General features: G+C 47.8%; 22 protein-coding genes. 16 read left to right on the top strand and 6 right to left on the bottom strand.

From position 1 onward, the window contains the following. The first annotated feature begins 30 nt into the window (after positions 1-30). Positions 31-351: a quaternary ammonium compound efflux SMR transporter SugE gene (sugE, locus tag JC793_RS09690; RefSeq protein ID WP_107679160.1), complete on the top strand. Its 321-nt coding sequence runs from the start codon at positions 31-33 to the stop codon at positions 349-351. Positions 352-576: 225 nt separating this feature from the next. Here sugE and JC793_RS09685 read toward each other — a convergent pair whose 3' ends face one another. From JC793_RS09685 to JC793_RS09675, 3 genes are all read right to left on the bottom strand, one after another. Next, positions 577-1,032 carry an Lrp/AsnC family transcriptional regulator gene (locus JC793_RS09685; RefSeq protein WP_004237600.1) on the bottom strand — a complete coding sequence of 152 codons (456 nt, stop codon included), beginning with the start codon at positions 1,030-1,032 and terminating at the stop codon, positions 577-579. A gap of 228 nt (positions 1,033-1,260) precedes the next feature. Further along, on the bottom strand, positions 1,261-2,868 hold the full coding sequence (locus JC793_RS09680; RefSeq protein ID WP_107679159.1) for an ABC-F family ATPase: 1,608 nt from the start codon (positions 2,866-2,868) through the stop codon (positions 1,261-1,263). 118 nt (positions 2,869-2,986) lie between these two features. Continuing rightward, positions 2,987-3,439 (bottom strand): hypothetical protein, encoded by a 453-nt coding sequence (locus JC793_RS09675; protein ID WP_218426080.1) that lies wholly within the window; start codon positions 3,437-3,439, stop codon positions 2,987-2,989. A 115-nt stretch (positions 3,440-3,554) separates the two neighbouring features. On the opposite strand from JC793_RS09675, the gene JC793_RS09670 reads away from it, so the two are divergent. From JC793_RS09670 to JC793_RS09605, 15 genes are all read left to right on the top strand, one after another. Further along, positions 3,555-4,298 (top strand): DUF4184 family protein, encoded by a 744-nt coding sequence (locus JC793_RS09670; protein ID WP_218426079.1) that lies wholly within the window; start codon positions 3,555-3,557, stop codon positions 4,296-4,298. A 63-nt stretch (positions 4,299-4,361) separates the two neighbouring features. Next, a complete protein-coding gene (locus JC793_RS09665) occupies positions 4,362-4,826 on the top strand; it encodes a YaiI/YqxD family protein (protein ID WP_218426078.1) in 465 nt (154 codons plus the stop codon). A 365-nt stretch (positions 4,827-5,191) separates the two neighbouring features. Continuing rightward, complete coding sequence (locus JC793_RS09660; protein ID WP_046892098.1) at positions 5,192-6,616, top strand: NAD(P)/FAD-dependent oxidoreductase; 1,425 nt, start codon at positions 5,192-5,194, stop codon at positions 6,614-6,616. Between the two features lie 40 nt (positions 6,617-6,656). Continuing rightward, complete coding sequence (locus tag JC793_RS09655; protein ID WP_046892099.1) at positions 6,657-7,145, top strand: RidA family protein; 489 nt, start codon at positions 6,657-6,659, stop codon at positions 7,143-7,145. Between the two features lie 552 nt (positions 7,146-7,697). After that, on the top strand, positions 7,698-8,216 hold the full coding sequence (locus JC793_RS09650; protein WP_046895402.1) for an Hcp family type VI secretion system effector: 519 nt from the start codon (positions 7,698-7,700) through the stop codon (positions 8,214-8,216). A 101-nt stretch (positions 8,217-8,317) separates the two neighbouring features. Then, complete coding sequence (locus tag JC793_RS09645; RefSeq protein ID WP_218426077.1) at positions 8,318-10,312, top strand: type VI secretion system Vgr family protein; 1,995 nt, start codon at positions 8,318-8,320, stop codon at positions 10,310-10,312. Continuing rightward, positions 10,312-11,112 carry a DUF4123 domain-containing protein gene (locus tag JC793_RS09640; RefSeq protein WP_218426076.1) on the top strand — a complete coding sequence of 267 codons (801 nt, stop codon included), beginning with the start codon at positions 10,312-10,314 and terminating at the stop codon, positions 11,110-11,112. The genes JC793_RS09645 and JC793_RS09640 overlap by 1 nt, the downstream gene beginning before the upstream one ends. Next, positions 11,102-12,226, top strand: coding sequence for a lipase family protein (locus JC793_RS19595; protein WP_247717225.1), 1,125 nt, complete (start codon positions 11,102-11,104; stop codon positions 12,224-12,226). The genes JC793_RS09640 and JC793_RS19595 overlap by 11 nt, the downstream gene beginning before the upstream one ends. A gap of 20 nt (positions 12,227-12,246) precedes the next feature. Continuing rightward, a complete protein-coding gene (locus tag JC793_RS19590) occupies positions 12,247-12,924 on the top strand; it encodes a hypothetical protein (RefSeq protein ID WP_247717224.1) in 678 nt (225 codons plus the stop codon). Next, positions 12,905-13,669 (top strand): hypothetical protein, encoded by a 765-nt coding sequence (locus JC793_RS09630; protein WP_218426075.1) that lies wholly within the window; start codon positions 12,905-12,907, stop codon positions 13,667-13,669. The genes JC793_RS19590 and JC793_RS09630 overlap by 20 nt, the downstream gene beginning before the upstream one ends. Next, a complete protein-coding gene (locus JC793_RS09625) occupies positions 13,650-14,387 on the top strand; it encodes a hypothetical protein (RefSeq protein WP_218426074.1) in 738 nt (245 codons plus the stop codon). The genes JC793_RS09630 and JC793_RS09625 overlap by 20 nt, the downstream gene beginning before the upstream one ends. 225 nt (positions 14,388-14,612) lie before the next feature. Further along, positions 14,613-15,038: an STM0539 family protein gene (locus tag JC793_RS09620; protein ID WP_218426073.1), complete on the top strand. Its 426-nt coding sequence runs from the start codon at positions 14,613-14,615 to the stop codon at positions 15,036-15,038. 409 nt (positions 15,039-15,447) lie between these two features. Further along, a complete protein-coding gene (locus JC793_RS09615) occupies positions 15,448-17,835 on the top strand; it encodes a DMSO/selenate family reductase complex A subunit (protein ID WP_218426072.1) in 2,388 nt (795 codons plus the stop codon). Then, positions 17,832-18,461, top strand: a complete 630-nt coding sequence (locus JC793_RS09610) for a DMSO/selenate family reductase complex B subunit (protein WP_218426071.1) — start codon at positions 17,832-17,834, stop codon at positions 18,459-18,461. Before JC793_RS09615 ends, JC793_RS09610 begins: the two co-directional genes overlap by 4 nt. Beyond that, complete coding sequence (locus tag JC793_RS09605; RefSeq protein WP_218426070.1) at positions 18,458-19,330, top strand: dimethyl sulfoxide reductase anchor subunit family protein; 873 nt, start codon at positions 18,458-18,460, stop codon at positions 19,328-19,330. The genes JC793_RS09610 and JC793_RS09605 overlap by 4 nt, the downstream gene beginning before the upstream one ends. Positions 19,331-19,522: 192 nt before the next feature. Here JC793_RS09605 and JC793_RS09600 read toward each other — a convergent pair whose 3' ends face one another. Genes JC793_RS09600 through JC793_RS09590 form a run of 3 tightly spaced genes read right to left on the bottom strand, consistent with a single transcriptional unit; the run spans position 19,523 to position 24,159 of the window. Beyond that, entirely contained in the window at positions 19,523-19,936 is a 414-nt protein-coding gene (locus JC793_RS09600; RefSeq protein ID WP_218426069.1) for a hypothetical protein, read from the bottom strand. 42 nt (positions 19,937-19,978) lie between these two features. Next, a complete protein-coding gene (locus tag JC793_RS09595; protein ID WP_218426068.1) occupies positions 19,979-23,065 on the bottom strand; it encodes an efflux RND transporter permease subunit in 3,087 nt (1,028 codons plus the stop codon). After that, complete coding sequence (locus JC793_RS09590; RefSeq protein ID WP_218426067.1) at positions 23,062-24,159, bottom strand: efflux RND transporter periplasmic adaptor subunit; 1,098 nt, start codon at positions 24,157-24,159, stop codon at positions 23,062-23,064. Before JC793_RS09590 ends, JC793_RS09595 begins: the two co-directional genes overlap by 4 nt. Positions 24,160-24,203 lie beyond the last annotated feature (44 nt).

The following is a 24,203-nucleotide window of genomic DNA, read 5'->3' as shown; positions in this document are numbered from 1 at the left end:
CCTGCAACCAAAAATCAGTGAGGATGTACCATGCCGTGGATTTTATTAATTACAGCCGGATTATTTGAAATTGTCTGGGCGTTTACCATGAAGCAATCAGAGGGCTTTACCAAATTAGGGCCGTCAGTAATCACCATTATTGCGATGCTGATAAGCTTCGGACTGCTGGCGATGGCCATGCGGGCACTGCCTCTGGGTACGGCTTACACCATCTGGACCGGGATCGGCGCAATCGGTGCGTTTATTGTCGGGATAGTGGTGCTGGGCGAACCGGCAAACCTGATGAGGATTGTGGCGGGGGTATTAATCATTTCCGGTCTGGTGATGATGAAATTAGCCAGCCCGGCATAACAATATTCAGTACTGTGTTGATTGCCGGCAGATATTGCCGGCTGAGATTTCAGACAAAGCAGGATAAAACGTGGTTTTTCCTGCTTTGTGTTATCAGCCGAAAGTGTTATCAGCCGAAAATCAATAAATTGATTTTCCTAGTTTATTTTTACAACCTCTGACGGTCGTCACCAACCCCTGCGGGTTTGTCAACGGCCTGAGCCGGCAATATTGCCGGCTTTTTTATTACAGAAGGGGCAGCTCACGCGCCGGGATCACATCTTTCATGACCAGGGTGGATGTCAGGCGCTGTACGCCGGGCATAGCGGCCAGCCGGCTGTCATATAATTTCTGAAATGCATCGATATCTTTGACCACGACCGTCAGCATATAGTCCGGATCACCAAACAACCGTTTGGCTTCAATAATTTGCGGGATGTCCGCCACCGCCGTCTCAAATTTACTCATACTCTCCTGGTTGCCGTCTTTCATCGTGACAAACACCAGTGCGGAGAAATTCAGCCCCAGTACGCGCGGATCAAGCTGTGCCCGGTAATCGCAGATCGCGCCGGATTGTTCCAGCGCCTTCAGCCGCCGGTGGCAGGGGGACAAACTCAGGCCCACGCGATCTGCCAGCTCAGTGACAGTTAATCGCCCGTCGAGTTGTAATTCAGAAAGAATCTTCCTGTCAAAGCTGTCCATTGGTGATTTTCTCCCTCAAATAAGGTAAATCAGGGTCTGATTAGCAAGCACATTCTACCCGAATACAGATATTCTTCCTATTAGTTTCCGGTACAGGACAGAGGTATACGGAGACTGGTTTCTGAAAAATGTCAGATATGCCGGCAACCGCCCCCGCCGGATCTGACGAAAACAAAAAGCCCCGTTTCATGGCTCTGAAACGGGGCTTTTCTTATGGCTGAGCGGGGATCAGTTATTTTCTGATTCAATACCGCGGCTGCGCAGGTATTCATCGTAACTGCCGGTAAAGTCGGTGACTTTTTCCGGTGTGATTTCGATAATACGGGTCGCCAGCGAGCTGACAAACTCACGGTCATGGGAAACGAACACTAATGTACCCTGATATAACTCTAGAGCCATATTCAGGGATTCAATGGATTCCATGTCGAGGTGGTTAGTCGGTTCATCCATGATCAGGATATTGGGCTTGCTCATCATCAGCTTACCGAATAACATCCGGCCTTTTTCACCACCGGATAAAACCTGTACCGATTTTTTGATGTCATCCTGTGAGAACAACAGGCGGCCCAGCACACTGCGGACAGACTGTTCATCATCACCCGGCTGCATCCACAGGCTCATCCAGTCAAAAACGGTCATATCGACTTCAAAATCTGTCGCGTGATCCTGCGCGTAATAACCGATGTTCGCGTTTTCGGACCATTTATAACGGCCGGTATCCGGGGTCAGTTCGCCGACGAGGGTTTTCAGGAAAGTGGATTTACCCACACCGTTCATACCCAGAACCGCGACTTTTTCACCCACTTCCATCATCATATTGATGTTTTTGAACAGCGGGGCGTTGCCGTCATAGCCTTTGGACAGGTTTTCCACTTCCAGCGCATTACGGAACAATTTTTTATCCTGCTCGAAACGGATAAACGGGTTCTGACGGCTGGAGGCTTTAATCTCGGTCAGCTGAATTTTTTCAATCTGTTTGGCGCGGGATGTTGCCTGACGGGACTTGGAGGCATTTGCACTGAACCGGCTGACAAATGACTGTAATTCATTAATCTGGGCTTTCTTCTTCGCGTTATCCGCTAACAGGCGCTCACGGGCCTGGGTGGCGGCAAACATATATTCATCATAGTTACCCGGATGCACATTCAGGCTGCCGTAATCCAGGTCGGCCATGTGTGTGCACACCATATTCAGGAAGTGGCGGTCATGGGAAATGATGATCATGGTGCTGTTACGCGCATTCAGCGTCTGTTCCAGCCAGCGGATGGTATCGATATCCAGGTTGTTCGTCGGTTCGTCGAGCAGCAGAATATCCGGGTCGGCAAACAGAGCCTGTGCCAGCAGCACACGCAGTTTCCAGCCGGGGGCTACTTCACTCATCGGGCCGTTATGCTGTTCCAGCGGGATACCCACACCCAGCAGTAATTCACCGGCGCGGGATTCCACCGTGTAGCCGTCCATTTCAGCAAACTGCACTTCGAGATCCGCCACACGCATACCGTCTTCTTCGCTCATCTCAGGCAGGCTGTAGATGCGGTCACGTTCCTGTTTGACTTCCCACAGTTCAGTGTGACCCATAATAACCGTATCGAGCACAGAAAACTCTTCATAGGCGAACTGATCCTGTTTCAGTTTACCCAGACGTTCGTTAGGGTCGAGAAACACGTTGCCGCTGCTCGGCGCGAGATCACCACCGAGAATTTTCATAAAGGTGGATTTACCGCTGCCGTTTGCGCCGATCAGGCCATAGCGGTTACCGCCGCCGAATTTGACGGATATATTTTCAAACAGTGGCTTGGCGCCGAACTGCATCGTAATATTGTTGCTGATTAACAAGACGAATACTCATAAGTTGAAAGAGAAAAATAAACGGCGGGCATTATGCCACAGATGGGCGGCGAGGCACAGATGTATAAAAAAAGGGCGGTGACACAGAATGCCACCGCAGCAGGTATTATTGTGAATTCGGGTCCATAGCATAGATTTCACCGGACTTATCCTCCGGCAGGCCGTAATTCAGGACATCATAGATACCCAAATCGGTTTTGCAGACCTTTTTATTGATGACTTTATCGCCTTTATAGACCGCCAGACCGGTAAACTCCCAGCCGCGTCCCATGCCGCTGTATACCACATAGTTAAACGGACCGTTTTCAAAACGGATATAGGCAGAGCCGCCGCCGATAAAGGCCGTTTGTCCGACATAAACGCCATTTTTCGCATTGCCTTTCACCGGCAGAGTGATCTCCGGTTTTGCCAGAGTGCCGTAGCGGTATGCCGGTGTTTTTCCTTTCTCAACAACCACACTGACATATTTATTATTTTCCAGCTGGCAGGTAAACTCCTGAGCCAGCGCGGGGGCGGATAGCAACCCTGTTACAACCATCCCGGTAAGATATTTTTTCATTTTTCTGCCTTTACAGGTTATTGTCCGGAGTCCGGCGTATTATTCATTTTTCTGACGGACTATTTATTAACATAAAAATGAATTAATTTCCGGTTTTCCGGAGCAGGATAAGTATATGCCATGGACTTTCTCACATCCGGCAGTCGTCTTTCCGCTGAAACAGTCCCGTTTCGGCCGGTGGCTGAATCTGCCCGCATTGATTACGGGCAGTGTATCACCGGATTTGCTGTATTCTGCCGGGATGTACCGCGCAGCTGATGAGGCGCATCATTTTGCCGGCTGGTTTTATACCGGGCTGCCGGTATGTCTGGCTGTTTTGCTGATTTTTCATTTGTTGTCCGCGCCGCTGAAAATACTGTTACCGTTTCCGGTGACTGATCCGCTGACCCGTTCTCTGCGGGAAAATATGATTATCCTGCTGTCTTTATTTATTGGCGCTGCCACGCACATTATCTGGGATGGCTTTACCCATGAAACCGGCACGATGGTGCGTGCACTGTCTGTTTTGCAGGTGCCGCTGCTGCACGGTATGACAGACGGGCAGGAGATTGCGGTTTATAAAGTGTTGCAGCATCTGGGATCACTGATTGGTGCGGGTTATCTCTGCCTGAAATTCGCTCAGTATCAGCGGGCACTGCCGGATACGGAGAAACGCGGAAACCTTATCAGGCTGATCCGTCTGATTGGCATCGCGGTTCTGGCGGCACTTTGTACGATACCTCTGGCGTACCATCTGGCACAGACAACCGCCGGTTTGCATATGAATCGTTTTGTATTTTATGAATTATCACTTTCGGTATCGTTTTTTTCCGGTTTTGTTGTCCTGGCGGCACTTTTTTTGGTGATCAGAAAACGTTAATGCATGATGTCGTGTGTTATGATCGCGGATTACATTTTGTTGCAGTACTGAGGAAAATAAACCGTGGCGATTTGGGTGGATGCGGACGCCTGTCCGAAAGTTATCAAAGAGATCCTTTACCGGGCGGCGGATCGCGAAAAAACGGATGTGACCTTTGTGGCCAATCAGCGGCTGGTGGTTCCGCCGTCGCCGTTTTTAAAAACATTGCAGGTCTCTGCCGGGTTTGATGTGGCCGATAATGAAATTGTCCGCCGTGTGCAGGCAGATGACCTTGTTGTTACCGCCGATATTCCGCTTGCGGCTGAAGTGCTGGAGAAGGGCGCGGTGGCTCTGAATCCGCGCGGTGAACGTTACTCCCCGGCGACTATCCGGGAGCGTCTGACTATGCGTGATTTTATGGACACCATGCGGGCTTCCGGTATTCAGACCGGTGGTCCGGCAGCGCTGAATCAGCGGGATCGCCAGCTGTTTGCCAATGAGCTGGATAAGTGGTTTTTACAGCGTAAAAAACGCGCACCCTCTGCCTGATTACCTCCTCATAATTAATATCGTTATAAAACGGCAGATGTCACAGTGACATCTGCCGTTTTATTTTTGTCCGCAATGTAACAACATCTTAAAAAAGCGTACTACTTAGCCTTATCCACCATAATAACAAGGGTTTATAATATTTACCGCTGATTTCATCTCAGAAGATCCGGCCTGAATCCTGTCTGTCACCTCGTAAAATCCGACACTTTGTATCGTGTATTCCTGATAAAGCTTATCTTAAGTATCGTTATTATTAACATCGCACTATATTCATTAACATTATAATGATAGTTGTTATAATTAGTGTGCTACTTAATTAAAAAAATGCCACACAAATATTACAGATAATGATGAGGCTTTAGATGAAAATCTCACGCAGAAAGTTAATTTTAGGGGTTGGTGCTGCCGGCGTTCTGGCAGGTGGTGCTTCAGTATTAGTTCCTATGGTTCGCCGTGACGGTAAATTTGTGGAATCGGCTTCACGCGCAAAACATGTCGACGGCACCGAAGGTGCATTACCGAAAGAGTCCGATGCCGTCATTATCGGCGGCGGCATGATGGGGATCATGACAGCGATTAACCTGGCGGAAAGAGGCATGAGCGTCACCGTCCTGGAAAAAGGTGAAATCGCCGGTGAGCAATCCGGACGTGCTTACAGCCAGATCATCAGTTACAAAACATCCAAAGAAATTTTCCCGCTGCACCATTACGGCAAAATCTTATGGCGCGGTATGAACGAAAAAATCGGGGCGGATACCAGCTATCGTACCCAGGGCCGTGTTGAGGTGCCGTCAAGTGCGGAAGATCTCGAAAAATCACAGGCCTGGGTTGAGAATGCCAAAGAGTGGGCCGCTGATTTTGAAGCGCCGCTCAATACCCGCTTTATTCAGGGTGACGAACTGAAAAAACGTCTGGTTGATGCCAAAACAGACTGGCCGGTTGCCGGTTTTGAAGAAGATTCAGGCAGTGTTGATCCGGAAACCGGTGTACCGGTTCTGGCACAGTATGCCAAATCCCTGGGTGTTAAAATCTACACTAACTGCGCGGTCCGTGGTATCGAAACTGCCGGTGGTAAAGTCTCTGATGTGGTCACAGAGAAGGGTGCAATCAAAACCTCTCATGTGGTGCTGACCGGCGGTATCTGGTCACGCCTGTTTATGGGTAACCTGGGAATTGATATCCCGACACTCAACGTTTATCTGTCACAACAGCGTGTTTCCGGCGTTCCGGGTGCACCACGCGGTAACGTGCATCTGCCGAGCGGCATTCACTTCCGCGAGCAGGCTGACGGTACTTATGCCGTGGCACCGCGTATCTTCACCAGCTCAGTGGTAAAAGACAGCTTCCTGCTGGGACCTAAGTTTATGCATCTGCTGGGCGGCGGTGAATTACCGCTGGAATTCTCTGTCGGTGAAGATCTGTTCAACTCCTTCAAAATGGCCACATCCTGGAATCTGGATGAAGCCACGCCGTTCGAGACTTACCGTATCGCGACAGCCACACAGAATACCGAACATCTGGATGCGGTATTTGCCCGCATGAAAGCGGAATTCCCTGTATTTGAACAATCGAAAGTCGTTGAACGCTGGGGCGCGGTCGTCGCACCAACCTACGATGAACTGCCGATTATTTCCGAAGTGAAAGAATATCCGGGTCTGGTAATCAATACCGCGACCGTCTGGGGTATGACGGAAGGTCCTGCATCCGGTGAAATTACCGCGGACATCGTCACCGGTAAAAAACCGGTTATTGACCCGGCTCCGTTTAGTCTTTCACGTTTTAGTTAATTTTTTGATTACTTACGTTGATACTATTAAGAGGCTTAATATGCGTTATAAAAGTTTACTGTTAGCTCTTCCGCTGGTTTGGGGCGCGGCACACGCGTCAGAAGGTGTTGTTCATCATAAACTGAACGGTATGCCTATTTCTGAATCTGTGGAAATCAGCAGCAGCAAAGATATTATTTTCCTCAGCGGCAAAGTACCGACCAAAATTTCCAAAGACGCACCGGAAGGTGTTCTGGCGTCATACGGTAATACTGAAGCACAGACCATCAATATCATGGAACAGATCAAGGCTCACCTGGCTGAGTTAGGTCTGGAAATGAAAGACGTGGTAAAAATGCAGGTATTCCTGGTCGGCGGTGAAGAGACTAACGGTACTATGGATTTCGCGGGCTTTATGGCCGGTTATTCCAAATACTATAACGACAAAGATTCCGGTAATAAATTACCGGCACGTACCACTGTTCAGGTTTCTAAATTAGCAAACCCGGCATGGCGTGTTGAGATCGAAGTAACAGCTGTTCGTCCGTAATAGTATCAGCGGGTTAACTGCGGGTTTGCATCCGGAAGGGGCAAACCCGTTTTTTATTGCAATAGAATAAAAACAAAACAGCAGAATATGGTGTTTTTATCCATTTATATTGTGCCCAGCAGAATAAAAAATCCGGTCATTTTGTATAATTTTTCAGGATGATATTTTTATTGTTATTATTCAGTTTGTTACGTGATATTTGTATTTGGTTAAATATTTATTTTTGTGATCATAAAGGGAATAGCTGTTTTCTTTATATTTTACAAAATGTTAGTTCATTATGTTAAAAAATATGATTGTTTGTCTTTTTTCTGATCTGACATATTTCACTGTATCAACCTGACACATGAGTCCCTGTAAGTCAGATATCCTGTTTTTGCGACGATTTTAACTTAAGTAACAGATCCTGTCAGATACAGCCCTTCTTCCGGTCTTTACAGACCAGTAAGTAAAATTTACCATTCAGTTTATTATCACCATGCGCACTGGCTGATGACGAAGTCACTCGTCCGGTAACGACTTGTTACCTGTTAATAAATAAGGAATTTTATCATGCCAACTCCATGCTATATCTCCATCGAAGGTAAAACTCAGGGCAATATCACTGCCGGTGCGTTTACCGCTGAATCCGTCGGCAATATCTACGTGCAGGGTCATGAAGATGAGATGCTGGTGCAGCAGTTTGATCATATCGTTACCGTGCCGACCGACCCGCAATCCGGTCAGCCGTCCGGCCAGCGTGCGCACCGTCCGTTTAAATTCACCGTCGCACTGAACAAAGCCGTTCCGCTGCTGTACAACGCCCTGGCCGCGGGTGAAATGCTGCCGAAAGTGCAGCTGAAATGGTACCGCACCTCGGTTGAAGGCAAGCAGGAGCATTTCTTTACCACCTCACTGGAAGATGCGACCATCGTCAATATCGACTGTAAAATGCCGCACTGCCAGGATCCGCAAAAAACGGATTACACCCAACTGATCGAAGTGTCACTCTCTTACCGCAAAATCGACTGGGAACACACCGTCGCAGGCACCTCCGGTGCTGACGACTGGCGTGCACCAATCGAAGCGTAATGAATGCAGCCCGGCCGGTATCAGATCGACCGGGTTGCTTTTATTTTCTCTGCGGACACAAAAGCTATCGCTGTCCGTGACAGTTACTGTACGGAGGCGTTGTGATACCTTCCATTTCTGATCTGCTGCCGGGGCGTTCCGGACTGGTCTTTACCTGTCAAATCGGGCGACTGCCGGAAAATACCTTTCAGGTCACTGAATTTACACTTAATGAGGAAATATCCTCGTTATTTACTTTGTCGGTTTCCGTCGTCAGCCTGCTGCCGTCAGTCCGTTTTAAAGAATGTCTCGGTATGGCGGCCTCACTGACAGTGACCCGTAACGGTACCCGCATCCGCACTGTGCAGGGATTGCTGGCCTCCGCTGAACAGGGTAATACTGACGGCAATAAGACCTGGTATCACTTCATTATCCGCCCGGAAATGTGGATCATGACGCTCAATCAGGACAGTCGTATCTTCCGGGAACAATCGGTGCCGGAAGTGCTGGCGACGCTGCTTAAAGAAGCGCATGTCAAAAACGACCTGAAATTCTATCAGGACGAGTTACACCAAAAGCGGGAATTCATTACTCAGAAGCGGGAATCCGCGTATGATTTCTGGTGTCGTCTGGCCTTTGAGGAGGGCATTAATTTCTGGTTCGAGGAAGGCCCGAAACTGTTTTACAGCGACAACCACCTCGGTATGACTGCCGGTATCAAACTGATCTATAACCCGCAGGCCGATACCGATATCCGTGACAGCACGGCGTTCTCCTGGCGCTACGCCGAACAGCTGTGCAGTGATGTGCATATTCAGAAAGATTACAATCCGGATCGCCCGTCTTATCCGTTTCAGCATGAAGTCACCGGTGAAGTACACAAACAGCATCCGGTATATGAAAGTTATGGCCGCTACCGTGATGATGAAACCGGTAAGCCGTTCACACAACTGCGTTATGAGCAGTCGCAGAACCAGCGTCAGACCGGCACGGCGGGCACCAACTGCTTTGCGCTGATGCCGGGTAAAATCTTTGCCCTGCAAAACCATCCGTCGGATGTGATGAATCAGTCGTGGCAGGTGATCACGGTTAACCATCACGGTGTGCAGCCGCTGGCCGATAACAGTGGCGGTGAAGGAACCACATTCAGTAACACTGTGCAGTTTATCCCCGGTACACAGGAATGGCGGCCGCCGTTCCGTTTCCGCCCGCAGGCTGATGGTAACGAGTTGGCTACCGTGGCCGGCCCGGACGGCGAAGAGATTTACACCAACGAGCACGGCGCCGTAAAAGTGTATTTTCACTGGGATCGCTATGCTAACCCCGATCACAGTGCCTCTTGCTGGGTACGGGTGGCACACGGCTGGAACGGCAACGGTTACGGGTTTATGTCGGTACCGCGTATCGGACAGGAAGTGATCGTTTCATACCTTAACGGTGATATTGATAAACCGATTATTACCGGCTGCACCTATAACGGACGCAATAATCCGCCGCTGAACCTGCCGCAGGAGAAAACCCGGACCACATTCCGCACACAAACCCATAAAGGTGACGGATTTAATGAACTGCGTTTTGAGGATGAGGCCGGGCAGGAAGAAGTGTATATCCATGCGCAGAAAGATATGAATGCGCATGTTGAGAATGATGCCACCTGGCATATACAGCATGATTTAAAGCGGCGGATTGATAACAACAGTCACACCGAACTGACCGGTGATGAACATGTCATTATCAACGGCTCACAAAAACACCAGACCAGCGGGGATGTCTCGCTGCATATCAAAGGGGAACAGCACACCCGTGCGGATAAAAATCTGGTGACCGAAAGCGGACAGCAGACGCATCATCTCAGCGACGGAAAAATCATTATAGAAGCCGGAACAGAAATCACCCTCAAAGTCGGCGACAGTTTTATCCGCATCACGCCGGGGGCGATTTTCACCTCCGGTAATCTGAATGTCGGTGACAGCGCTCCCGGCAACGGTGTGCCGGTCAGACTGATGCCGCCGGACGGGGTTCCTCCGGCCCCGGAACCGTATCCGGTGAAAAAATACTGTGCGGCCGCCGCGCAGCATTCCGGCAGCATGCTGATTAAACCCGCGGAGGAAGAGTGATGTCGATGACCTGGCGCGAGTGGGTAACCCGGACAAGCGGAGGTACTGTCTGGTTTTTGTTGAATAAACTGGCTCAGCCGGACCCGGTTGCACAGTTTTATGCCGCTGACTGGGTTGAGGATGCGTATCCGCTCTATGCAGGAACACCATTATCTCATCTGAGAGAGCAGGGACCATGGTTAATAAAAGTGAAATGGCAGAATCTGGGTAGTCTGGCAAAAACGCTGGATACCGGCCCGTTCTCCGGACCGGGGTGGGGATGGGCATATCACAGCGCAGGAGCATACGACGATCAGATAATGCATTGGCAAAGACAGCATCTTGTGATATTTCAGGGAGAAGAGCGGATTTTCCGTTTATTCGATAACCGAATTGCAGGTGCATTAATACCGGCGTTCACATTTACTGATTGGTCATATTTACTGATGCCGGTGAGTGATTGCTTAATTCCATCTCTGGCTGAAAATAACTACGTATGTCGTCCTCCGGAAGCGGAGAAGAAGATTAATCTCTATCCCCATAAACTGGGAGAGCATCTTGCAGTCGCCTGGAAAAACTCTGTACAGTTTCGTGTAAATACGGTGGATAATTTTTATATTCAATTCTGGGAAACACATACAGATCTGGCTGTGACATTAGAAGACCCGGAAGGTAAGCTGGTCAGGCTGATTAACCAATGTATGGATTATTATCAGGCTGACCTTGTTGATATCGAATATCTGACAAATGACCTGTTTATTCGTTACCTGAAACAGAATAACCTTATCGGAAACGGGCAGGATGCTGAATATGCAATATAATGATGGCTATTGCGCGGATTGTAACAAACATAAAGCATGGATTGAAATTGTCCTTGTCGATGAACTGAATCAGCCGGTTGCGGGAATGCCATATACATTAAAAATATATAATGGTGAAAAAAGAACCGGAATAACAGATGCTAACGGTTTTATCCGTGAGGAGAATCTGCCGCCGACAGGAGGTGGTTTTTCTGTAGATGCACAGTCTCTCGCTGATGAAATGGAGCAAAGACCGTTAAGGGTTAACCGTAGCAGGCGGGCATCAAAAGCAATGTATGATGCCGAAAAGCGGCATGATTTTTATCGTTATGTCACAATTGGCAGACTGTGTGATTCAATACCCAAAATTGAAAACTGGCAAGAGCCTGAACCACCGGCATATCATTTTCAATCTAAAAACCCAAAAGGAATTTTTGTTAATTTTGATAATCGCCGGTTAGTATTTGAAATCTGTCCTTTCAGAGCGTGGTCATTTCTTTTGCATCACCAGAAAGAGTATTCAATTGTTAATGCCTGTAATTTAAGTATTCTTTCTGTTCTGGCTTATGCCAGTCTGAAAGCGAATGATGCTGAAGACCCAAGTGAAAGCAACTATCGGGGATCGATAGAAGACGTATTTTTGAATCAGTTTTTTGATTTATCGAAGATACCAACGCAGTTTGAAAGCCGTAATTTTACGCCTGTTGTGTATGACGTACCGTTTAGTGATAGATATACAGAAATTGAATTTTTTGACTCAAAAAAAGACTTAGATACACAACTGTTTTTTATTGCCAATAAGAATGAAATGATTATTGCCTGGCGCGGGACAGCAGGAATAACGGATCTTAAAACTGACATGACGTTCAAACCCGTGCAATTAGACAGCAATATGGGTGTATCCGGATATGTTCACACCGGTTTTTATCAGGCGTTTAAGGTAATAGATAAGAAATATAAACTCAGAAATGATGCTGAGGACACGGGAGGGAAAAACATATTAGACTACATGGTTTCACTAAGTAAAGACAGAAAACTGTTTATAGCAGGACATAGCCTTGGCGGGTGCCTGGCATTACTTACCGCCATCAAAATGAGAGAAAAAAAACCGGTATTGTATAGCCAAGAGTATTAACCCTATCTGTCGGAAAACAGTTGGATGATATCGTTCATCACCGCCATGTTAATCAGGATGATTTAGTACCCGGATTACCATTTGAACAAAATATGAATAACGATCTTTTTGTGAACGATCATGATTTTGCAGGGTATTCATATGAAGTAATGCTGGTATTAATGAATGTTAATCCACAAATGATTATTCCAAATAAATTAATACGTAGTTTAAAAAATAAAGATGATATCTATATTCATCACGGAAGCCCTACGCATTTTTATGAAAAAACGGTTTCCAGCTATAAGTTTAACTTCTATGGGGATGGCATACCGATCAGTGTGAAAGAAAAACTCTATCTGGTATCCGAGTTATTACCTGATAATGCGTATAAATCAAAATACTTCGAACTTTACCGGATACCACGGAACTCAGACACTAATCCATTTGGAACGGCTGACCATTCATCCGTAAAATATACTGATTTTATTATTAAGCGATTAGCCGCTTTGTTAAGCGACAATAAAATGAGTGATTCTGCTTACGAAATAAGATTAGAATTTGAACGTCAAAAGGCTAATTTTAGGAATACCTATTCTGAAAACCAATATTTATTTGATCTGGATTTAATGTTGTCTGATACATTATTGCCGACATTGTTAACTCCGGAGGGGATTACATCCTTAAAAAGGTATAAAGATGAAACAAAAAATAATTAAGAGAATAATTATCGCTATCCCTGTACTTCTTTTGATAAAGTGCAGTGGTGTCGTTGATGACATTCTAGGGAGTCAATTTCCGCTCAACATTCGTAATGACGGCAATAATATAAAAGTACATATAAATGATATAAAAGACTCGGTGGTGAGTGTTGAAGCAACATACCTGTCAAAAAAGTGCACTACCGCACATTTGAATGCAGCATATACAAAAATATCTTACTCCTCTGATGAAATAAGTGTTAATGTTAATAACATTGAAAATAATAATGGTATTACTACCTTTACTGTACCTATTAATGGGGGGGGGTGGTGTAACTGGCATCTAACTAAAATGTATATAACGCCAACTCCACTTGAAAATATTGCTGACACATCAACATCTATCGTGATTAACGTTACAAAAACAGACACTAACTCTATTTCATATGATGTGTCACTAGCTCCGATTGTACAAAAAAGAAATAACACAAGAGACGAATTTTATTATATATTATCAAATCGAGGGTTAAAGGAGATATCTAATCATAAAAATGGAAACATATATATATATGCTGAATTAAAAAAAGAATTATTAACTGAATCATTGATTGATGAAGGTTTTGTCATTTTCCCTAATGGTAAAAAAATAGATTACACTGGGAATAAAAGGTTGTTTTTCCCTAAATTTGATACAATTGTAGAAAATAGCATCTTAAAAGATAAGATTCTCGTTGATAAAAAAAATGAAACGAAAAATAATTAAGTGGGTTATCATAGCTATTCCTATACTACTCTTAATAAAGTGTAGTGGGGGGGTTGATGATGTTCTAGGGAGTCAATTCCCTCTTGATGTTAATAATGATGGTGATAGTATAAAAGTACATGTAAATGAGATAAATAATATTGATGTAAAAGTTAAGGCAATATACTTATCCAGAAGATGTACTACTGCACATTTAAATGCAGCATATACAAAAATATCTTACTCTTCTGATAAAATTAGTGTGAAAATTGATAAATCTGAAAATAACAATAGCGTTGCTACTTTTACCATGCCTATTAATGGTGGGGGATGGTGTAACTGGAGTTTGTCTAAAATATACATAACACCAAAACAAAAAAACATCCTATCAAATACATCTTCATTCCTTCTTGTCAATGTGTCCGATACGGACTCCAGTCGTGTTTTCTATGATGTTTTTCTTGCCCCAGTCATCTTGAAATATAATAGTGGAATGATTGACAAATATTATTTAGTTTCCAATAACAATGAAGAGTATATTTCAAATTATAAGGATGGAGAGATTGAAGTTGATTTAAGATCAAAAAATGAGCTGCTGACATATTCTCTTGTGGATGAAGGAGTTGTTATTTTTCCAAATGGTGTTAAGAAAAATTATAAAGGTTCTGGTAAGTTGACATCTCCGGAGTTCAATGAGATTTTGGAAAATAGTATTTTAAATGAAAAGAAAAATAACTAAGCGATTAATTGTAACTATTAACCACATGAATTTACAAGATAAAATGGCGAGAAAGAAAGTAAAGCAATGCGTTACCCAATTATAAAAAATTACTGAAATTCCGTGAAGAGCGTAAAAATAATGTTCAGCGTTAATCCGTCATCAGCCGGTAACAATTCCTAACTGCATTATCTGTTCTGATACCATCATAAACGATTATCGACAATTATTTAATGAGGACAAATTGTGAAACTGAGTACTATCCCAACGTTATTATGTTCAATATTACTGATTTCTGTTCCGGTTAAGGCCGAGGACTTCTCGGCAAAGCATCCGAATTCAAGTGCAGCGCTATTCAGTTCGGCGGTTATCAGCGGAGTTATACTTCTGCCGTTGCTTATTCCGGCGCAGATAGTGGTTGAATCTGTTCAGTTCAGCGAAAAAGATAAAACCACAACTATCACCGGAACAACAAAGAATAATGAAAAGGCAGCCCTGGTTGTTGCCACCGAAAAATTAGAAAAAAAACCGGTAAAACCCAGGGATATACTTACGCTGGAGCCGGCAGAAGAAGGGGCTGGTAACTACCTGAAAAAGGACGGTGCCGTAATTTCTCATATGATCAGTCAGGATGAACAAAATCTGTCATATCAGGGCAGGATGTCTCAGTAAAAAAGAAAAATAAATGGTCGGCTCTTCACACAGAAGGAGAGCTGGTTGTAAGAGGGCCTTTCTGATAACGAAAGGCTCTCCTCTGGTTAAGTTTAAGGGTAACTACGGTGGATAATTTTTATATTCAGTTCCGGGAATTCAGTAATAAGAATCTGTACTATCATAACTGTTATAACATATTGATTTAACGTCGTTATCCCACTCTGTCTTCTTTGTGTCTGAATTGTCTTTTTGAGACAACGAAACTCTGCCCCGGCTCCGCTTTTCACTATAAAATCGCACCAGGTGGTTTCACATGTCTGCGATTCGATATAAACCCACACCTCTTATAGGGTCTTGATATGAATCAATAAGGTCAGACCATCCGCTTTTATGATGATCTGTAATTAAAGAGCGATGTGAGATCATTATGACAACTAAAACAACAGCAGGTGACTGCGGCGGGCTGCCTGTCAGCCGGCGCAGGTTTATGCAGGCGGGAGCGGCACTGGTTACTCTGCCGTTTATGACCGCGGGGGCAGGTGCAGCAGCGGATGACAGCTTACCGCAGGTGTCATCAGGTGATACGGGGGCTGATGTTATCGCGACCTGCAGCACGTTTGACTGCGGCGGAAAATGCGATATCCGCGCCCATGTGAAAGAAGGTATCGTCACGCGGATCACCACGCGGCCTGATGCTGATTTGGATGAAGAGATGCCGGTGATGCGGGCGTGTGTCCGTGGCCGTGGTTACCGGAAATTTGTTTATCATGCCGATCGGCTGAAATACCCGATGAAGCGGGTCGGTAAGCGGGGTGAGGGAAAGTTTGAGCGGATCAGCTGGGATGAGGCCACCACACTGATTGCGGACAATATCACCCGTCTGACACAAAAACACGGTGCCGCCAGCCGTTTTCTCACCGTCAACACTGCCGTTACCGGGGGAGTTTTCTCCGGTGATACCATGCTGAAAAAACTGTTTAATCTGACCGGCGGGTATCTGCCGTACTATCATTCCGTCAGTCTCGGCAATACCGTTAAAGTCACCCCGTATACATACGGCGTTGCCAAAACCGGCAGTTCAATGGACACGCTGGCACATACGCCGCTGGTGATCCTGTGGGGACATAACCCGAATGAAACGATTTTTGGACACTCCAATCACTATTATCAGAAGATGAAACAGAACGGCACCAAATTTATTGTTGTCGACCCGCGCTATTCTGATACCGCGCAGTCACTGGCTGATCAGTGGATTCCGTTGTTGCCGACTACCGATAACGCGCTGATGGATGCCATGATGTATGTGATTATCACGGAAAATCTTCAGGATCAGGCGTTTATCGATAAATATGTTATCGGTTTCGATGAACACCATATGCCGGAAGGTGTGCCGCCGGGGGAATCGCTGGTGTTCTATCTGACCGGCAGGAAAGACGGCATTGAGAAAACACCGGAATGGGCGGAAAAAATCACCCGTGTTCCGGCCAATACCATCCGTCAGCTGGCGCGGGAATATGCTATGACCAAACCGGCAGCGCTGATCCAGGGCTGGGGGCCGCAGCGTCATATCTGCGGCGAGCGCAGTGCACGCGGCTCCACATTGCTGGCGGCGATCACCGGTAATGTCGGAAAAGAGGGCGCGTGGGCGGCAGGTTACGGTGGTATCGGTAACCGTGTTTCTATGCACGGGCCGGATACCGGGGAAAACCCGGTCAAAGCACAGATTTCCATTATGAACTGGATGCAGGCCGTTGAGGATGCAGGCAAAGTACGGCCGGAAGACGGGCTTCTCGGTACGGATAAGCTCGATACCAACATCAAAATGATTTTCTCGCTGGCGGGTAACTATCTGGTAAACCAGAACCCGGATGTAAATGCAGCGGCAAAATTACTGGCTGATGAATCCAAAGCTGAATTTATCGTGGTCAGTGATTTGTATATGTCGCCGTCCGCGAAATATGCCGATTTACTGCTGCCGGAAACCAGCTTTATGGAGCGCTGGAATATCGGTGATACCTGGGGCACCGGCAGTTACTTTATTTTATCTGAAAAACTGATTGAACCGGCCTTTGAACGCCGTTCAGATTATGAATGGATCAGCGAAGTTGCTGAGAAAATGGGGGTTAAAGAGGCACTGACAGAAGGACGCAGCGAGAAAGAGTGGATTGCGTATCTGGTCGGAATGAACAAAGCCCGCTTCCCTGAGCGGCCTGATTTCCCGGATTTTGAGGAATTACAGAAAACCCGGCGTTATCTGTTTAAAGATAAGCCGTTTATTGCCTTTGAGGAGAATATCCGCGATCCGGACAATAATCCGTTCCCGACCCCATCCGGTAAAATCGAAATTTTCTCCAAACGGTTGTATGACATGCAAAATCCGGATATTCCGGCGCTTTCGCATTATGTCCCGGCTATTGAGGGGCCGCAGGATGCACTGACAGAAAAATATCCGCTCCAGATGCTGACCTGGAAAGGGCGTAACCGCGCCAACTCCACTCAGTTTGCCAATCCGTGGTTACAGGAAGTGCAGGGACAGGCGCTGTGGATTAACCCGGTTGACGCAGAAAAACGCGGTATTAACGCGGGAGATATGGTCAGGATCTATAACGATCGCGGTATTTCTCAGATACCGGCACTGATCACTCAGCGGATTATTCCCGGCGTGGTTGGTATGCAGGCCGGAGCCTGGTGGGACCCGGATGAAAACGGCGTTGACCACGGCGGATGCCCGAATGTGCTGACATCCGCGCGGATGACACCGCTGGCGCACGGGAACTCGCACCTTACTGTTCTGGTGGAGGTAAGCAAAGCATGAGTGATTTTAACGATTATCCGCCGGTCAGTGATGAGCAGCTCGGTTTTTTTATTGATTCTTCCCGCTGTTCCGGTTGTAAAGCCTGTCAGGTGGCGTGCAAAGATAAAAATAATCTGGAAGCCGGCCGTAAATTCCGCCGGGTGTATGAAATTCAGGGCGGCGGATTTGCGCCGAATGGCCAGGGCGGCTATGAAAACAATGTATTTTCTTACACGCTGACCATTTCCTGTAACCACTGTGCAGACCCGGTTTGTGTGAAAAACTGCCCGACCACCGCTATGCATAAGCGTCCCGGAGACGGCATTGTACGGGTCGATACCGGTAAGTGTGTTGGCTGCGGCTATTGTGCCTGGTCCTGTCCTTACGGCGCACCACAGATGAATAAAGAGGCGGGCCAGATGTCAAAATGTGATTTTTGCGTCGATCTGCTGGCAGAAGGAAAAAATCCGATCTGTGTCGATACCTGTCCGCTGAATGCCATAAAATTCGGTAAAATCCGCGAACTCCGCGAAAAATACGGCCATCTCAGTCAGGTTCAGGGACTACCGGATTTCACTGTCACCAACCCGAACCTGGTTATCAAACCGCACAAAGGCGCGCTGAACAAAGGGGAGGCAACATCATGAGTGAATGGCCGTTAGTGGCGTTTACCCTGCTGGTGCAGAGCTCTGCGGGGATGGTGATTTTTATTGCTGTGTTTTTCTGTTACCTCGAAAAAGCACTTGGTAATCCGCGTGCCGTCCGGGCAATCAAGCCGGTTCTGCTGATCGCCGCCATTCTCGGGTGCTTCGGGTTACTGGCATCAACACTGCATATGGGGTATCCGTGGAATGCGTTTCACGCGCTGCGTCATATCAGCACTTCGTGGCTGAGCCGTGAAGTGGTGTTTGCCGCGCTCTATCTGGGTGCACTGTGCCTGTACACGTTATATGTGCTGATCACAGGGCGGATGAACAGAACAATCACGGCGCTGATTGGTTTACTTGGATTAATTGATATCTACTGTATGGCATCGCTGTATTACAACACCGCGATGATGACATGGATGCATATCAATACTTATATCCTGTTTTTCTGTTCTGTTTTTGCTGCCGGCGGGTCACTGGCGCTGGGGATGACTGCTGTACGGGTAAAATCCCTGATTGACGGAACAACCGCGGTCAGGATCACCGGTACGGCACTGGCGCTGATTTTTATTGCGGTAGCGGTAAAAATGGCGGCACAGCCATTCTTTACCGAATGGTTATCCGCAGCGGCACAAAAAAGTGACAGCGTCACGTTTCCGCACTCACCGCTGGTGGCATACAGCAGTACATACAGCCTGCGGATTATCGCCGGTGCACTGTCTGTCAGCGGTATTTTATTCACCGGACTGAGCCTGCTGCGGATGCGCAGTGCCGTTCTGAGTAGTGGTATGCCGCTGATCCTGCTGGGTTCATTACTGATTTTCAGCGGTGAAATTCTCAGCCGGTTTGCGTTTTTTATTGTCGGATAAGTGATACAGAAAAGGCCTTCGGATGAAGGCCTTAGTCAGTCGTGCTATCCGCTCACGGCTTTCCGGTGGTTGAGCGGCTATCACTTCCTGTAATGTTTTCATTATATGATTCAATATTCCGGTGTATTTAACTGACAGCCCGTAATTTACGGCACACCGGACAGGAAAAAAAGACCGGAACAGGTAACTGTGTCAATACCCCGTCTCCGCCTCAATATCCAGCACTGTACCATCTTGCTTTTCGGTAAAAAGATACCGGTATTCTTCAATGGCCACACGGTGAGTAACCGTGATTTCCAGTTTACCCGGTGACAACCAGTGATATCGGATCTCTGCATCCGCCGTCTGATAGGTCATGTCTTTTGCGGGCAGAGATTTTTTCAGATCATCCGGCTGATAAAAATCGTTCCGGTAACGGGAATAGACTCCGCGGATATTTTGTTTAATAAAGAAACAGCGGTATGTGTTCAGTCCGTCATAGACTTCGCCTTCATTAAGCTGGCGGCATGACGCATACAGATTATCTTGTGTCTTCTCCGCATAACCGGCGAAGGCGGGCAACAATAAAAACAGTGCAAAAACAGAGAACAGCCGGTGTTTTATCATGATATTTCTCTCCCTGAATAACCGGCTGATCGTAACACAGCTTTACCACTCCTTCACATCCCGGTCGGCTTTGGTGACTGAGGTCAGTGTTGCCAGGCGTGGTAATAATGCTTTTTTCAGATCATCGATAAAGGTATAAATCACCGGCACAAACAGCAGACTGAGAATGGTGGAGCTTATCAGCCCGCCGATAACGGCAATTGCCATCGGTGCGCGGAACCCGGCATCGGCGCCGGAGGTCAGCACCAGCGGGATCATTCCGGCTATCATGGCCAGCGTGGTCATAATTATCGGACGGACGCGCTCACGTCCCGCGTCTTTTATTGCCTGCTCACGGCTGAGTCCGGCACGCTCTTTTTCCAGAATAAACTCCACCAGCAGAATGGAGTTTTTGGTCACAATCCCCATCAGCATCAGAATGCCGATAATGACCGGCAGATCGATCATTGCACCATACAGCACAAGGGCGATGATCGCACCGCCGGCAGAAAACGGCAGGGCCGCAAGGATGGTGACCGGCTGGAGAAAATCTTTAAACAGAACAATCAGAATCGCCAGCACCAGCAGAACACTGAACAGCATGGTGGTACTGAAACGCATAAACATATCATTCATATATTCCATATCACCGTATTCCAGTTGTGACACTGTCACTGGCAGGTTCTGATATTCAGGCAGAGCCATTACGGCATCCAGTGCTTCACCCAATGATAAGCCGGTCAGATTAGCCTCAACCGACATTTTACGGGCCCGGTTTATCCGGTCGATCTGTGCAGGGCCATCACTGAAATCAATGGTTGCCACAGACTTCAGCGGTACATTTCCCTGAGCCGTACTTCTGACCGGTAAATCATTCAGCACACGGATATCATTACGCTGGTATTCCGGTAAAACCACCTGCAACGCGAGTTGCCTGTCCGGAAGATTGAATTTCGCACTGCGGGAACCGGATTCCCCCATTGTGGCTATCCGCAGCGTATCAGCGATTTCACTGACATTCACACCGGTTCGCCCCGGGCCGTCAGGCCGAGGAGTGACAATCAGCTCTTTGCGCAGCAAGGGTTTTATCACCTGAACATTACTGAACCCGGGCAGGCGGGCAATACCGTTACGCAACTGCTGCATGGCACTCTCCAGCGCTGCCGGATCGGTGCCGGTAAAGACCAGCGAAAACTCTTTACCGCCGTTACTGTTACTGAAGTTATAGCGGGCATCCGGCATTTCACTGAACAACGGAGCAATTGCACGCTCAAATTCTTTCTGTGACAGCTCACGATCACCGGGATCAACCAGTGTCAGAATAATCTCGCCCTTGTGTTGTGCGATACCGTCCGCATCGTCCGCCACACCGGCAATGGTGTAGACAGATTTGATCTCCGGCCGGTCTTTCAGGGAGGTGGTCAGTGCCTGCAGGCGTTGCTGTGTCTGTTCAGCCGGTGTGCCGGGTGGTAATTCCACCTCAATCTGTGTCACACTGATATCGCCCTCCGGCATAAAACCGACAGGCAGCAAGGTGACGGATGCCACTGAGCCTGTCAGGAAGATGACTGCCAGTGCCAGCGCGGTTTTCCGGTGTTTCAGGGTCGCTGATAATAATCCGGTGTATTTTTCTGTCCAGCGGGGCACGACCGGCTCTGCATGTGACTTTTTGGCCGGCAGCAGGACATATGCGGCCATCAGCGGGGTGATAAGACGCGCTACCAGCAGAGAAGACAGTACCGCCGCAGACACAGTCACGCCGAACGGTACAAAATATTTACCGACAAACCCGCCGATAAAACTGACCGGCAGGAAAACGGCCACAATGGTCAGCGTAATCGCAACAATCGCGAAGCCGATAGCATCTGATGCTTTAAGCGCCGCAAGATACGGGCGTTCGCCGCGCTCGATGTATTTCTGGATATTTTCGACTTCCACAATCGCATCATCCACCAGAATGCCGATCACCAGTGTCAGTGCAAGCAGGGTGATGCTGTTGAGGCTGTAATCAAACAATGCCAGCACAAAAAATGCCGGTAATATGGATAACGGCAGCGCGACAGCCGCAACCAGTGTTGCCCGCCAGCTTTTCAGGAAGAAAAAGACAATCACGACGGTCAGGAACGCGCCCTCCAGCAACGTCTTAATCGTCAGCTGATAACTGGTTTCGGTATAGGTTACGGTGGATGAGATCAGTTCAATGGTCAGTTCAGGATGTTTTGCGGCGATCTCCGTCAGAGCCGCATCCACCTGTTCCGCGACGGCAACATCACTGGCACCTTTGGCACGGAATACAGCAAACCCGGCCACATCCCGGCCGTTAAGCTGCGAAATGCTGCGGGTGGTTTTTTGTCCGTTATAAATCTCTGCAATATCACCCAGCTTTATCCATTGTTCATTATCTGCGGGTAACTGAATGTTTTTTATATCATCAACAGATGCTTTTTCACCCAAAACGCGGATGGTATGGGCAAGCGCGTTGTATTGTGATGAACCGCCGGCTGCGTTCTGATGCACACCGCGCAGCCATTCATTCACGGTGGTCACTGACAGATTCAGGGCAGAGAGTTTGTCTGCATCCGGTTCAATACGGATCACCCGGTCCGCGCCGCCCTGACGGCTGACTTTCTGTACCCCGGGTAACATAATCAGCTGTTTACTGATGGTGTCATCGATAAACCAGGAGAGATCCGCCGCCGGAACGGTATCGGATGACACGGCATAACGCAGTATGGCTCCGCCCTCGACATCTATCCGGTTAATCAGCGGTTCATCAATACTTTGCGGTAATTCTCCGCGGATTTGCGAGATCTGCTCACGGACATCATTGGTGGCAATATACGGATCAACATCCAGATTAAATTCCACCGTTGTGGATGAAATTCCCTCAGTCACGGAAGAAGAAATATGACGGATACCGGGGATCCCGGAAACGGCCCGTTCGACCTGTTTGGTCACCGCATTTTCCAGTTCAGATGGTGAAGAGCCATCCTGAGTGACTGTCACTGTCACAACCGGGAAGTTAATCACCGGATTGGCTGTTACCGGCAGCTGTACAAAGGAAAACAGCCCGGCCACGGTCAGTGCCAGAAAAATAACGATAACCGGGATCGGGCGGGTGATCGCCCAGGAAGAGAGTTGTAATTTCATTTTGCAGCCTTCACCGGTGTAACGGTATCATTATCTGTCAGAAATGCCTGCGCATTAACCACCACATCCGCATCCGGCGGAAGCGGGCTGAGAATAGCAATCTGTCCGTTATTAATGACGCCGGTCTGCACCGGCAACTGCATCACTTTATTTTTTTTCACGATAAACACCGAGCGCTCACCGGTTTTACCGGTGCGCACCGCACTGTAAGGAAGACTTTGGTATTCACGGGATGCGGCGGTGTATGTCAGCACACCGGTTTGTCCCTGGCGCAGAGCAGTGAGTGATTCTCCGTCCGCAACCGTAACGCGCACACGGCCGGATTGTGTTAATGAGGAGAGTACCGGTGAAATAAACCGGACAGTGCCGCTCAGTTGCCGGTTATTCGCCGTTTTCAGTGTGACAGGTACGGTTTCCTGCATTTGCGCCAGTTCATCGGCACCTGCCGTGGCCTCAAATTCTATCTCTCCGTTTTCGATCATCTTAAACAGCAGGCTGTTATCAGACAGCATGCCCTGTACCGCATGGCGTTCACTGATGATACCGGCCGCCGGCGCATAGATTTTTGATTTATCTTCCTGACTTTTTTCCCGTGCCAGTTGCGCCTGCAACTGACGCAGCTCAGCCTGTCCGGCATCAACCTGTGCCCGCAGTGCTTTGGTATCTGATTTGGCTTTCTCAAATTCGCTGGCAGAAATCACACCACTGTGTGCCAGTTTGGTCATCCGGCTCAGATCGCGCTGAGATTGCTCTGCCAGCACGCCTTGCTGCCGGATGTAAGCTGCGGCTTTTTCTGTTTCCGCCTGTAGCTGGCGGACAGATGCACTTTGTAATGGTGATTCCAGCGTTGCCAGCAGTTGATTTTTCTCCACCCGCTGGCCTTCCTCCGCAAATACAGCCGTCACCGCCTGTTGTTGCAGCGGTGAGCCGATGGCGATTTCATTTTTAGCCACAAACCGCCCCGGCAGTGTGATCACCGGGGCAGAGCGTATCAGTTGCGGATGAGTCACACTGATCCGTATTTCATCAGCCCGGCAGGCAAGCGATACAGAAGAGAGCAAGAGTGTGGTGACTATCAGAATACAGTTTTTCATCGTGGTACAATTTCCGTCCCGGAGAGTTGCCCGATAAAATAAAC

It is taken from the genome of Morganella morganii (genome assembly GCF_019242955.1).
Taxonomy (GTDB): Bacteria; Pseudomonadota; Gammaproteobacteria; order Enterobacterales; family Enterobacteriaceae; genus Morganella; species Morganella sibonii.
Note: the sequence above shows the minus strand (reverse complement) of the source record. Positions and strands in the feature narration are given on the sequence as shown.